The sequence below is a fragment of the Pseudomonas sp. AC136 genome, from assembly GCF_979258585.1.
The window spans coordinates 4048074-4061749 of the sequence record NZ_OZ409865.1 but is presented as its reverse complement, the minus strand read 5'-3'; the positions used below and the strand labels follow the sequence as shown (position 1 = coordinate 4061749).

Here is a 13676-nt window from a genome sequence, read left to right as displayed (position 1 = left end):
TAAAACTACAAGCCCCGCATTCGCGGTAACGCCAGTAACAAGTCGGTAACACCTGCAATTGACTTCGCCCTTTCGCATCACGACTATAGGCGTCCCGTTGCCCCGCGCCGGTGCGCGCGAGGCGCTAAGAGGACCAATATGATGCCTGACGTTACCCTGAGCACCCTGCAAGAGCTGAATCAAAAAGGCGAAAAAATCGTCATGCTCACTGCCTACGATGCCACCTTCGCCTCCGTTGCCGCGAAGGCCGGCGTCGAGGTGTTGCTGGTGGGCGATTCCCTCGGCATGGTTGTGCAAGGCCATGACAGCACCCTGCCGGTCAGCGTTGCGGATATGGCTTACCACACCGCCTGCGTAAAGCGCGGCAACAGTGGCGCGCTCATCGTTACCGACCTGCCCTTCATGGCCTACGCCACGCTTGAACAAGCGCTGGTCAACAGCGGCGCGCTGATGCAAGCCGGCGCCCATATGGTCAAGCTCGAAGGCGGCGGCTTCCTCGCTGAAACCGTGCGCCGCCTGGCTGAGAATGGCGTGCCAGTGTGCATGCACATGGGCCTGACGCCGCAGTCGGTCAACGTGCTCGGTGGTTATAAAGTGCAAGGTCGCAGCGAAGCTCAGGCGCGCCAACTGCGCAGCGACGCCATCGCCCTGGAACAAGCTGGCGCCGCCATGCTGCTGCTCGAATGCGTACCGAGCGAACTGGCCGCCGAAATCACCGAAGCGGTAAAAATTCCCGTCATCGGCATCGGTGCCGGTAACGCCACCGACGGCCAGGTTCTGGTGCTGCACGACATGCTCGGCCTGTCGCTCACCGGCCGCACGCCCAAGTTCGTGAAGAACTTTATGCAAGACCAGACCAGCATCGACGGCGCCATTCGCGCCTATGTCGCGGCGGTCAAAGATTCGTCATTCCCTGCCGCTGAACACGGATTCTCTGCATGAACACGGTTACCACCGTCCGCGAATTACGCGCCGCTGTTGCTCAAGCGCGTGCCGAGGGCAAAGACGTCGGCCTGGTGCCGACCATGGGCAATCTGCACGACGGCCACGCCAAGCTGGTGGAAAAAGCCGCCCAGCGCGTCGACTTCGTGGTTGCCAGCATCTTCGTTAACCCGTTGCAGTTCGGGCCGAAGGAAGACCTGGAAAACTACCCGCGCACCCTGGCCGCCGACAAAGAACGCCTGATTCAAGCCGGCTGCCAACTGCTGTTCGCGCCAAGCGTTGAAGAGATGTACCCCGACGGCATGGCAGCGCAGACCATCGTGCATGTGTCCGGCGTTTCCGAAGGCTTGTGTGGCGGCAGCCGCCCTGGGCACTTCGATGGCGTGTCGACCGTGGTGACTAAACTGTTCCAGATGGTGCAGCCGGACATCGCCATTTTCGGCCAGAAGGACTACCAGCAACTGGCCGTGATCCGCACCCTGGTGCGCGACCTGAACATGCCCATCCAGATTATCGGCGAGCCCACCGTGCGCGCCGAAGACGGCCTGGCGCTGTCTTCACGCAACGGTTATCTGGACGACACCCAGCGCGCCGCCGTTCCGGCCATCTACCAATGTCTGCAACAAATGGCCACCGCCATCAAAGCCGGCGCCCGCGATTTCGCGCCGCTGATCGAGCAAGGCCAGAAGCAACTGGAGGCCGCCGGTTTCCGTATGGATTACCTGGAAGTGCGCCGCTCCGACAATCTGCGCCCGGCCACTAAAGACGATCGCCACTTGGCCATTCTGGTCGCCGTGTTCGTCGGCACTACGCGCCTGATCGACAACGTCGTGTTCGAGTTGCCCGAAAGCGCCTGACCCATCCCGTACCGCTTATTAACCCCCGGCGCCCTTCCAACAACAAAAGGCGCCGTTGTTTAGCCTGCCGAGGCTCTTTAAAGGAAGCACGCCATGCACGCCATCATGCTCAAGGCCAAACTGCACCGCGCCGAAGTGACCCACGCCGTTCTCGATTACGAAGGCTCATGCGCCATTGACGGCGAGTGGCTCGACCTGGCCGGCATTCGGGAGTACGAGCAAATTCAGATTTACAACGTCGACAACGGTGAGCGCTTCACCACCTACGCCATCCGTGGCGAAGAAGGCTCGCGCATCATCTCGGTCAACGGCGCGGCCGCGCACAAAGCCCATGTCGGCCACCGCGTCATCATCTGCGCCTACGCCCACTACAGCGAAGCCGAACTGGTGAATTTCAAACCGCGCATGCTGTATATGGCGCCGGGCAATGAACTCAGTCACACCAGCGATGCCATACCGGTACAAGTTGCGTAAGCACAGGGCTATGATGCGTCCTGTTTTCCGCGCTGGAGCCCGGTTTACGGACGCTGATCGGGGATTGGCATGAAAACCGCTAAACCCCGTAACGCCCCCTAAGAAAAAGCCCGGAGCCGTCCGGGCTTTTTAATGGTCATAGGTTTCTCACGATTAGTCAGAAAGGAATTTGCAGGCTATGGCGTACTACCAACACCCTCACGACGTTACAACCTTGCCGGCCTGGCAGGCACTGCGCCAGCATCGCGAAGCCATGCAGAACTTCAGCATGCGCGAAGCCTTCAACTCCGATGACAAGCGCTTCGCCGAATTCTCGCTGAGCAGCTGCGGTCTGTTTCTTGATTACTCGAAAAACCTGATCACCACCGAAACCCGCGACCTGCTCGTCGCCCTGGCTGAAGAAGTCGGGCTGAAAGAAGCGATTGAGCAGTTGTTCGACGGCACCCTGGTAAACGCCTCGGAAGGCCGCCCGGCCCTGCACACCGCCCTACGTCGCCCGGTTGGCGAGCGCCTGATGGTCAACGGCGCCAATGTGATGCCCGACGTGCACCGCGTGCTGAACCAGATGACCGAGCTGGTCACCCGCATTCATAACGGCCTGTGGCGCGGTTACACCGAAAAGCCGATCACCGACGTGGTGAACATCGGCATCGGCGGCTCGTTCCTCGGCCCGCAGCTGGTGTCCGAAGCGCTGCTGCCCTACGCCCAGCAAGGCGTGCGCTGCCATTACCTGGCAAACATCGACGGCAGTGAATTCCACGAGCTGTCCGATGGCCTGAAAGCCGAGACCACGCTGTTCATCGTCTCGTCGAAATCGTTCAACACCCTCGAAACCCTGAAAAACGCTCAGGCCGCGCGCAGCTGGTACCTGGCGCAGGGCGGTTCGGAGGGCGATCTGTACAAACACTTCATCGCCGTTTCCAGCAACCGTGAGGCCGCCGTGGCCTTTGGTATTCGCGAAGAGAACATTTTCCCGATGTGGGATTGGGTAGGCGGGCGTTACTCGCTGTGGTCGGCCATCGGCTTGCCAATCGCCCTGGCCATCGGCATGTCCAACTTTAAAGAACTGCTCTCCGGCGCCTACAGCATGGACCAGCATTTCCAGACCGCGCCGTTCGAAAGCAACATGCCGGTGCTGCTGGCCCTGCTCGGCGTGTGGTACGGCAACTTCTGGAACGCGCAGAGCCACGCGATCCTTCCGTACGACCACTACCTGCGCAACATCACCAAGCACTTGCAGCAGTTGGACATGGAATCCAACGGGAAGAGCGTGCGCCAGGACGGCAGCGCCGTGACCTGCGATACCGGGCCGGTGATCTGGGGCGGCGTCGGCTGTAACGGTCAGCACGCTTACCACCAGTTACTGCACCAAGGCACCCAGCTGATTCCGGCCGACTTTATCGTGCCGGTGGTCAGCTACAACCCGGTGGCCGACCACCACCAATGGCTGTACGCCAACTGCCTGTCGCAAAGCCAGGCGTTGATGCTGGGTAAAACCCGCGAAGAAGCCGAAGCCGAACTGCGCAGCAAAGGCCTGCCGGAAGATGAAGTTCAGCGCCTGGCGCCGCACAAAGTCATCCCCGGCAACCGCCCGAGCAACACCTTGGCCATGGAACGCATCAGCCCTCGCCGTCTTGGCGGCCTGGTGGCGTTGTACGAACACAAAGTGTTCGTGCAGAGCGTGGTCTGGGGCATCAACGCCTTCGACCAGTGGGGCGTGGAGCTGGGCAAGGAATTGGGCAAGGGCGTGTACCAGCGTCTTACCGGCGGTAATGAACAGCCGGCGGAAGATGCGTCTACCCAAGGTTTGATCGATTACTTCCGCGGCCGTCACCGCGGGTGATGGGTTAGCGAGAACACAAAGCCGGCCTGCTTACACAGGCCGGCTTTTTTGTGGGTGCAGAATAAGAGCATCGCGGCTGAAGCCGCTCCCACAGGGGTTCAGCGATCTGTGGGAGCGGCTTTAGCCGCGATTCCTGCAAACGCCCGCATTTCGAGGGGTTGTACCTTTCATCGTCGCCAGTGCACCCTTACGGTCTATCTTTAGCTTCACGCTTTCCTACATCCTGCGGTCAAAACTAGCGGTCAACAAAAACAAGGACTCCGCCATGTTCAAGATCTCCGACCACCCGGTTGCCGATGCCGTGCGTGAACGCGCGCTGCTCGACAACGAGGGCTACCAGCGCCTGTACCAGCAATCCATCGAGCAGCCCGAGCAGTTCTGGGGCGAGCAGGCCAAAGCCTTTCTCGACTGGTTCCAACCATGGCGCAGCGTGTACCACGGCGATATGGCCACCGGCCACGCCAGCTGGTTCAAGGAAGGCAAACTCAACGTCAGCTACAACTGCATCGACCGCCACCTGGAAAAACGCGGCGACCAGGTGGCGATCATCTGGGAAGGCGACAACCCCAGCGAGTCGGCGCACATCACCTACAAAAAACTTCATCACCACGTTTGCCGCCTGGCCAATGTGCTGAAAAGCCGAGGCGTGCAGAAAGGCGACCGCGTGTGCATCTACATGCCCATGGTGCCGGAAGCCACCTATGCCATGCTCGCCTGCGCACGCATCGGCGCGGTGCATTCGGTGGTGTTCGGCGGCTTCTCGCCCGACGCCCTGCGCGACCGCATTCTGGATGCCGACTGCCGCACCGTGATCACCGCCGATGAAGGCGTGCGCGGCGGCAAATACGTGCCGCTGAAAAAGAACGTGGATAAAGCCCTGGAAAGCTGCCCCGGCGTTTCGACCGTGGTGGTAGTGCAACGCACCGAAGGCGATGTGGAATGGAATGAGGGGCGCGACCTCTGGTACCACGAAGCCGTACGCGGCGCTGACAGCGAATGCGCGCCAGAACCGATGGACGCCGAAGACCCGCTGTTCATCCTGTACACCTCCGGCTCCACCGGCAAACCCAAAGGCGTTTTGCACACCACCGGCGGCTACCTGCTGATGGCGGCCATGACCCACAAGTACGTGTTCGACTACCACGACGGTGACGTGTACTGGTGCACCGCCGACGTCGGCTGGGTCACGGGCCACAGCTACATCGTCTACGGCCCGTTGGCCAACGGCGCCACCACGCTGGTGTTCGAAGGCGTGCCGAATTACCCCGACAGCTCGCGTTTCTGGCAAGTGATCGACAAACACGAAGTGAACATTTTCTACACCGCGCCAACCGCGCTACGCGCCTTGATGCGCGAAGGCACCGGCCCGGTGGAAAAAACCTCGCGCGCCAGCCTGCGCCTGCTCGGCAGCGTCGGCGAGCCGATCAACCCGGAAGCCTGGGAATGGTATTTCAACGTGGTCGGCGAATGCCGCTGCCCAATTGTTGATACCTGGTGGCAGACCGAAACCGGCGGCATCATGCTCACCCCGCTGCCCGGCGCCACAGTGCTGAAACCGGGCGCGGCGACCAAGCCGTTCTTCGGCGTGCAGCCGGCGCTGCTGGATGAACACGGCAAGGAAATCGACGGCCCCGGCTCAGGCGTATTGGTGATCAAGGCCAGTTGGCCCAGCCAGATCCGCAGCGTGTATGGCGACCACCAGCGCATGATCGACACCTACTTCAAGCCCTACCCCGGTTACTACTTCGCTGGCGACGGCGCGCGCCGCGATGCCGACGGCGATTACTGGATCACCGGGCGTATCGACGATGTCATCAACGTGTCCGGCCACCGCATCGGCACCGCCGAAGTGGAAAGCGCGCTGGTATTGCACGATGCCGTGGCCGAAGCGGCAGTGGTTGGTTATCCCCACGACGTCAAAGGCCAAGGCATTTACGCGTTTGTGACGCTGATGCAGGGCATTGAGGTCAGCGACGAGCTGCAGAAAGAACTGCTCACCCTGGTCGGCAAGGAAATCGGCAGCTTCGCCAAACCGGAACTGCTGCAATGGGCACCGGGCTTGCCGAAAACCCGTTCGGGCAAAATCATGCGCCGCATCCTGCGCAAGATCGCCTGCAACGAACTCGACAGCCTGGGCGACACGTCGACGCTGGCCGACCCGTCGGTGGTCGATAGCCTTATCGACAACCGCCTCAACCGTTAGCCCGCTGTCCCCGGCATCGCGACCGCGGTGCCGGGTTCGTTTATGAAGTGAGTCATGGAATTTATTCGCCAGCGCATCGAGCGACAAATCTTCAGCCTTACGGGCCTTGCGCTCGGCCAAATCGACTTTGAACAACCGCCCGGCGACCCCGGCCTATTCGGCCCGGAAGCCGTGTGTTGGCGCGTGCACGGTGACTTCACCAGCATGATGGTCGGCGGCATCAGCGCCTTGCTGTTGCAAGCGCTGCATCCCTTGGCGCTGGCCGGCGTGTGGGATCACTCCAACTTTCGCGAAGACTTGCTTGGCCGCCTGCGCCGCACCGGGCAATTTATTTCCGGCACCACCTATGGCTCGACCCGAGACGCCAATTGGCTGATCGACAAAGTGCGCACCATTCACCTGCAAGTGACCGGCACCGCCGCCGATGGCCGCCCCTATGCGGCGAGTGATCCGGCGCTGTTGACCTGGGTGCACGTAGCGGAAGTGAGCAGCTTCCTGGCCGCTCATTTGCGCTACTTCAACCCGGATTTATCCGTGAGCGAGCAAGACCGTTACTACGCCGAAATTGCCTTGATCGCCGAGCGACTGGGCGCCACAAACGTGCCGCGCAGTTGCCAGGAAGTGGCCGATTACCTGGAACAGATTCGTCCGCAATTACGCTGCGATGAGCGCAGCCTGGAAATCCTGCGCGTGCTATTCAACGCGCCGGCGCCCAGCCACATCGCCAAGCCGTTCGGGGCGCTGATGATGCGCGCCGGGGTCGATCTGTTACCGCGCTGGGCGGCCGATATGCTTGGCCTGGAGTTGTCCGAACGCCAACGCCTGCTGATTCGTAGCGGCGTCAAACGCGGTGCGCCATTGCTGCGGTGGGCCGTGCGCGGCAGCGCCTTGATGCGCGCCCGGCGGCGCATGGGTTTGCCGCCCCTGCCCTGACCCACCAGTCAGCCAAGCCGGTGGCCGCGCCATTGCCGCCTATGCCACCATAACCGCCCGCCGCGGCCTGGCCGCGCCCTGCTCACATGAGGATTCGCGCCATGCAAGACGTCGTAATCGTAGCCGCCACCCGCACCGCCGTCGGCAGTTTCCAAGGCTCGCTGGCGAACATTCCCGCCGTTGATTTGGGCGCTGCCGTAATCCGCGCGCTGCTGGAAAAGACTGGCCTGGATGGCGCCGAAGTGGACGAAGTAATCCTCGGCCAAGTGCTCACCGCAGGCGCGGGACAAAACCCAGCGCGCCAAGCCGCGATCAAGGCGGGTTTGCCCGTCGCCGTTCCGGCACTGACGCTCAACAAAGTCTGCGGCTCCGGCCTGAAAGCGCTGCACCTCGGCGCCCAGGCTATTCGCTGTGGCGATGCCGACGTGATCATCGCTGGCGGCCAGGAAAACATGAGCCTGGCCCCGTATGTAATGCCGGGCGCCCGCACCGGTTTGCGCATGGGTCACGCGCAGGTGAAAGACAGCATGATCACCGACGGCCTGTGGGATGCCTTCAACGACTACCACATGGGCATCACCGCCGAGAATCTGGTGGAGAAATACGAGATTACTCGTGAAGCCCAAGACGCCTTCGCCGCCGGCTCGCAACAAAAAGCCGTAGCCGCCATTGAAGGTGGCCGTTTCAGCGACGAGATCACGCCGATCCTGATTCCGCAGCGCAAAGGCGACCCGGTTGCTTTTGCCACCGACGAACAACCCCGCGCCGGCACCACCGCCGAAGCGCTGGGCAAACTCAAACCCGCTTTCAAAAAAGACGGCACCGTCACCGCCGGCAACGCCTCCAGCCTCAACGACGGCGCCGCTGCCGTGATCCTCATGAGCGCCGACAAAGCCAAGGCTTTGGGCCTGCCCGTACTGGCAAAAATCGCCGCCTACGCCAATGCCGGCGTCGACCCCGCCATCATGGGCATCGCCCCGGTTTCGGCCACCAAACGCTGCCTGGAAAAAGCCGGCTGGACGCTGGACCAACTCGACCTGATCGAAGCCAACGAAGCGTTCGCCGCGCAGGCGTTGTCGGTCGGCAAAGAACTCGGCTGGGATGCAGCGAAGGTCAACGTTAACGGCGGCGCCATCGCTATCGGCCACCCCATCGGAGCGTCAGGCTGCCGCGTACTGGTGACCTTGCTGCACGAAATGATCAAGCGTGACGCCAAGAAAGGGCTGGCCACGTTGTGCATTGGTGGTGGGCAAGGTGTGGCGTTGGCGCTGGAACGCGAGTAAGCCAACGGCGGATATCTGCGCACCTGGGCCCCCACCTTCGCGGGGGAGACGATTACGGACACAAACTCCCGTCATTCCCGCGCAGGCGGGAATCCAGGTGCGCAGGTATTTGCCCATGACTTTCTTGGTAAACTGCGCGCCCTTAATTTCCCGAGCTGCGGCGCATGTCTTCTCTCGATCAGGCGCTGCGCGCCGCTCTCGTCAATCGCCATGCCCTGCTCGCCGAGCTGCACACCCAGGGCACCGACTGCTACCGCCTGTTCCACGGCAGCCAGGAAGGCGCGTCCGGCCTGACCATCGACCGTTACGGCCCGCAACTGCTGGTGCAGAGCTTCCACAGCCCGCTGGACCGCGACACCCTGCTGGCCGCCCACGCGCTGATCAACCGCGAACTCAACCTCGACCTGCTGCTGGTCTACAACGACCGTTCCGGCAGCAACTCGCGCATCGACCGCAGCGACGCCGTTTACCCAGCAGAACCCGCTGCGCTGGAAGCGTGCGCGGGTCACGAATGGGGCCTGAACTACCGCGTCCGTGGCCGCCACGCCGGGCAAGACCCGCTGCTGTTTCTCGACCTGCGCAACGCCCGCGGCTGGGTAAAAGACCACAGCGCCGGCAAGAGCGTGCTCAACCTGTTCGCCTACACCTGCGGCGTCGGCCTTAGCGCGGCGGCAGGCGGGGCGAGCGAGGTGTGCAATCTGGATTTCGCCGAAGGCAACCTGGCCGTCGGCAAGGAAAACGGCGCGCTCAACCCGACGCTGGCGCCGATGCAGTTCATTCAGTCCGATTATTTCCCCGCCATTCGCCAACTCGCCGGCCTGCCGATCAGCCAGCGGCGCGGGCAAAAACTGCCGAGCTACCCGCGCCTCGAACAACGCCACTACGACCTGGTGCTACTCGATCCGCCGGCCTGGGCGAAAAGCGCGTTTGGTACGGTCGATTTGCTGCGCGATTACCAAAGCCTGCTCAAGCCCGCGATTCTCGCCACCGCCGAAGACGGCGTGCTGATCTGCTGTAACAACCTGGCAAAGGTGGCCCTGGAAGATTGGCGAGATCAGGTGCTGCGTTGCGCCGAGAAAGCCGGTCGGCCGGTGCGCGACTGGCAGGTGATGCCGCCGGCTGCGGACTTTCCTTCGAGCGATGGTAAGCCGCCGCTGAAGACACTGATTTTGCAATTTTAAAAGCATCGCGGCTGAAGCCGCTCCCACAGTTCGCGCACTCTGTGGGAGCGGCTTTAGCCGCGATGCTTTCCATCCTACAAACGAAACATGCCGCACGTGCCGAACCTCAGGCCCGTGCCATACTCCAAGCCACTTCTCGCCAGGAAAGTTGAAGCGTCGCCATGCCCAAAGGATTGAAACGCGCCGTTGGCGCCCTGCTGATTGCCGTCGGTTTATATAGCCTGCTGGGCTTTCTGATTTTGCCGGGCATTGCCCTGCGTATCGCCAACCAGCAACTGGCGGCCATGGCCACGGTGCCAGCGAAACTGGAGCGTCTGGAGCTCAACCCATTCAGCCTGGAAGTCAGCGCCTGGGGCCTGCACATCGGCGAACCGGCCGCCGACCAGATTGGCTTTCAACGCCTGTACGCCAACCTGCAACTGGACAGCCTGTGGACCGGCGCCCTGCACCTGGCCGACGTTGAGTTGGAAAAGTCCCAAACTGCCGTGCAGTTCAGTAAAGACGGCACGCTAAATCTGACCCAGTTATTCAAACTTCCCACCAGCCCCGAGCCAGTCAAAGACCCGGACGCCAAGCCATTCCCGCTGCGCCTGGACCGTCTGCAACTGATTGAAGGCGCGCTGCAATTCGCCGATTTGCGCCCCAGCGAGCCCGTGCAGTTCGTGTACGACTCGATGAACCTTGAGCTCAAGCACCTGAGTACGCTGCCCGAAGACAACGCCGAAATGACCCTGGTCGCCAAAGGTCCGTACGGCGGGCAAGTCGACTGGTCCGGCAAGGTCAGCCTGTCGCCCATCACCTCCAGCGGTCAGCTGAAGATTACCGACGGCAATATGCAGGCCTTCTGGCCCTATGTGCGTGACGCGGTGCCGTTGGTGCTGGAGAAAGGCACCCTGAGCCTGAGCACCGATTACACGTTGGATTTGAGCCAAGGCACCAAGATGCTGCTCACCAATGCCACCCTCACCGTGGCACCTTTCGCCATCAAAGCCACCGACAATCGCCCGCGGGTCAATCTCGAGCGTTTGGAAGTCAGCGAAACCTCGGTGGACCTGGCCAAGCAACTGGTCACCATCGGCAAGATCCGCAGCCAGAATCTTGAAACCTGGGCCACGCGGGAAAAGGACGGCGAGCTGGATTGGCAGAAGCTGTTTGCCAGCAAACCGGTCAGCAAAAAAGTCGAGCCCGCGCCGGCCGCCGCCGTTGAGCAACCGGAAGGCACCGAAGCGCCAGCGCCCACGCCAGCGACCGACCCGAACGTGGTGGCCGCCAAGCAAGTGCCGCCCTCCAGCGAGCCGCCAAAGCCGTGGCAGGTGCTGTTGCAAGACACGCAACTGCGCGGTTACCGCATCCACCTGGCCGACCGCGTTCCGAAAGAAGCGGTGGCGCTGGACATCGGCCCGCTGAACCTCGACCTGCAAAAATTCGACAGCCTCAACGGTTCGCCTTTCACCCTCAAGCTCGACACGGGCGTGGGCAAGCAAGGCAAGATCACGGCCGCCGGGCAGGTCAATCTGAACCCGGTCAATGCGCAGCTGAAAGTCACCACCCAGGACATCGACCTGCGCGTGGCCCAGGCTTACCTCGATCCGTTTGTGCGCATCGAGCTGCGCAGCGGCTTGCTCGGCAGTGATTTGGCCGTCGACCTGAAAAGCACCGAACCGCTGGCGTTCAGCATCACGGGCCGCGCGCAGGTGAACCAGCTGCACACGCTCGACACCCTGAAAAGCCGCGATTTCGTGAAGTGGAAACAACTCACTCTGGACGGCCTGAACTACAAACACGGCGACGCGCTTGCCATCGAGAAGGTCAGCCTAGCCCAGCCCTACGCGCGCTTCATGATTAACGAAGACCGCAGCACCAACGTCAGCGATCTGGAAATCAAGCAACCCGACGAGCCAAACACCAGCGCGAAAAAACAACCGGCGCCAGCCGGCAAACCGCTGGGCATTCACATCGGCGGCATTGCCATCGACAACGGCTCGGCCAACTTTGCCGACTTCAGCCTGACGCCCAACTTCGGCACCGCTATTCAGCAGCTCAACGGGCAGATCGGCACCCTCGACAACCGCACCTCGCAACCGGCCAATGTGGATATCAAGGGCAAGGTCGATCGCTACGCGCCGGTGAGTATCGTCGGTAGCCTGAACCCGTTCGAACCACTTGACGCGTTGGACCTGACCACCAGCTTCAAACACGTCGAACTGACCACGCTGACGCCCTACTCCGGCAAGTTCGCGGGCTATCGCATCCGCAAAGGGCGGATCAATCTGGACCTGCATTACCGCATCGAAAAAGGTCAGCTGAACGCCGAGAACAAGCTGGTGGTGGAGAAGCTGCAACTGGGCGAGAAGGTCGACAGCCCGGACGCGGTGGACCTGCCGATTCGCTTAGCGGTGGCCCTGCTGAAAGACACCAGCGGCAAGATTCAGTTGGAGTTGCCGGTATCGGGCGACCTTAACAATCCGCAATTCAGCGTGATGCCGATTGTGTGGCAGACCCTGCGTAATCTGGTGCTGCGCGCGGCATCGGCACCGTTCAAATTTATCGCCGGCTTGGTTACTGGCGGCTCGGACGTGGACATCAGCACCGTGCAGTTCGCCGCCGGCAGCGCCAGCCTTGATGGCAGCGCCGAAAGCGGCTTGAACACGCTGTCTGCTGCGTTGAAAGAACGACCGCTGCTGCGCCTGGAAGTGGAAGGCCTGAGCGCCGCCAAAGCCGACGGCCCGCTGCTGGCCGAACAGCGTTTGCACCGCGAGTACCAGTACATCTACTACAAGATGCTGCAACGCCGTGGCGACAAAGTGCCCGCCAAAGCCGGCCTGCTTGAGGTGCCGGAAGATGAGCAAGCGCCGATGCTTGAAGGCATCTATCGCACTCGCCTGAAGAAGCAGCCGCCGGCTGAATGGGCGCAGTTGAGTGACGACGAACGCTCGGCCAAATTGCGCGCCGACCTGATAGCTCACTGGAGCAACAATGAGGTGTTACTGCGTAAGCTGGCCCAGGCCCGCGCGGCGACCATCAAGCATTATCTGGTGAGCAAAGGCGGTCTGGCGGACGAGCGCATCTACATGGTCGACGTCAGCCTGGGGGAACCGGAAAGCAACGGCCGGGTAGCTTCGCCGCTTAACCTCGACAGCGAATAATTCGTCGCGCTGCACGCCTTGCAACAGGGGGTGCAGCGCCGATCGGCAGTGTGACAGTGCCGATACACGGGTGTAGCCTATTGCCTACGTCGCCACCGGACACCTTCCGTGAAAACCTCCGCGTTTAACGCTGCTGCCCTCCTTGCCCTCCTTGCTAGCAACTACGCATTCGCCTCGGCCACCTTGCGTTGCGAAAGCGGCCTGATCAGCGTCGATGATCGTGCAGGCGAGGTGCAAAGCAAATGCGGCGAACCGCTGAGCCGCAACGTGGTGGCCAACAAAGTGGTGTACGGCTACTACGGCGAACGCAGCGAAGTGCTGGTGGAAGAATGGGCGTACGGCCCGCGCAACGGCATGTATTACTTCCTGCGGTTCGAAGGCAATCGGCTGGTGAACATCGACTCCAAACGGGGCGGCTAGTCGCCGCCCTCAAGCCAACAGGACAGGAAGCCCTGCCATGAAAAAACTGTTTTTACTGTGTTTGCCGTTACTGGCTATCGCCACCCAGAGCGAAGCATCGTTGCGCTGCGCCAAAGGCATCGCCAGCGAAGGCGACCGTACGATTGAAGTGCAAACCAAATGCGGTGATCCGGTGAGCAACAGCGTGATCGGGTACGTGAAAACCCGCACGGGCATCACCAGCACCGAAGTAGAAGTCCAGGAATGGGTTTATGGCCCGCGTGAGGGCGGGATGATGTATTTCCTGCGCTTCGAGGGTGGGCGGTTAGTGCGGATCGACAGCAAACGCGGCTAACACCGCTCGGGCTTGCCGGCGTCGGCCCATACGGCGTTGAAGCCCGAGACCAACTATCAA

Annotated in this window: 11 protein-coding genes; all 11 read left to right on the top strand. The window is 61.8% G+C overall.

The features are described 5' to 3' along the window. Positions 1 to 141: 141 nt before the first annotated feature. The gene (gene panB, locus ACZZZU_RS18155) at positions 142 to 942 is read left to right on the top strand and encodes a 3-methyl-2-oxobutanoate hydroxymethyltransferase (protein WP_122493146.1); all 801 of its coding nucleotides are present in this window, start codon (positions 142 to 144) and stop codon (positions 940 to 942) included. Further along, positions 939 to 1799: a pantoate--beta-alanine ligase gene (gene panC, locus ACZZZU_RS18150; protein WP_463381687.1), complete on the top strand. Its 861-nt coding sequence runs from the start codon at positions 939 to 941 to the stop codon at positions 1797 to 1799. The genes panB and panC overlap by 4 nt, the downstream gene beginning before the upstream one ends. A gap of 93 nt (positions 1800 to 1892) precedes the next feature. Beyond that, positions 1893 to 2273: an aspartate 1-decarboxylase gene (panD, locus tag ACZZZU_RS18145; RefSeq protein WP_122454067.1), complete on the top strand. Its 381-nt coding sequence runs from the start codon at positions 1893 to 1895 to the stop codon at positions 2271 to 2273. Positions 2274 to 2451: 178 nt separating this feature from the next. Beyond that, positions 2452 to 4116 (top strand): glucose-6-phosphate isomerase, encoded by a 1665-nt coding sequence (gene pgi, locus ACZZZU_RS18140; protein WP_463551387.1) that lies wholly within the window; start codon positions 2452 to 2454, stop codon positions 4114 to 4116. Between the two features lie 265 nt (positions 4117 to 4381). Next, complete coding sequence (acs, locus tag ACZZZU_RS18135) at positions 4382 to 6319, top strand: acetate--CoA ligase (protein WP_463551386.1); 1938 nt, start codon at positions 4382 to 4384, stop codon at positions 6317 to 6319. A 54-nt stretch (positions 6320 to 6373) separates the two neighbouring features. Further along, complete coding sequence (locus tag ACZZZU_RS18130; RefSeq protein WP_463551385.1) at positions 6374 to 7252, top strand: oxygenase MpaB family protein; 879 nt, start codon at positions 6374 to 6376, stop codon at positions 7250 to 7252. 101 nt (positions 7253 to 7353) lie between these two features. After that, entirely contained in the window at positions 7354 to 8535 is a 1182-nt protein-coding gene (locus tag ACZZZU_RS18125; RefSeq protein ID WP_463551384.1) for an acetyl-CoA C-acetyltransferase, read from the top strand. Positions 8536 to 8699: 164 nt separating this feature from the next. Then, a complete protein-coding gene (locus ACZZZU_RS18120; protein ID WP_463551383.1) occupies positions 8700 to 9716 on the top strand; it encodes a class I SAM-dependent rRNA methyltransferase in 1017 nt (338 codons plus the stop codon). A gap of 161 nt (positions 9717 to 9877) precedes the next feature. After that, the gene (locus ACZZZU_RS18115; protein ID WP_463551382.1) at positions 9878 to 12862 is read left to right on the top strand and encodes a DUF748 domain-containing protein; all 2985 of its coding nucleotides are present in this window, start codon (positions 9878 to 9880) and stop codon (positions 12860 to 12862) included. A 108-nt stretch (positions 12863 to 12970) separates the two neighbouring features. Further along, complete coding sequence (locus ACZZZU_RS18110; protein ID WP_463551381.1) at positions 12971 to 13282, top strand: DUF2845 domain-containing protein; 312 nt, start codon at positions 12971 to 12973, stop codon at positions 13280 to 13282. 37 nt (positions 13283 to 13319) lie between these two features. After that, positions 13320 to 13616 carry a DUF2845 domain-containing protein gene (locus tag ACZZZU_RS18105; protein WP_122493055.1) on the top strand — a complete coding sequence of 99 codons (297 nt, stop codon included), beginning with the start codon at positions 13320 to 13322 and terminating at the stop codon, positions 13614 to 13616. The last annotated feature ends 60 nt before the right edge of the window (positions 13617 to 13676 follow it).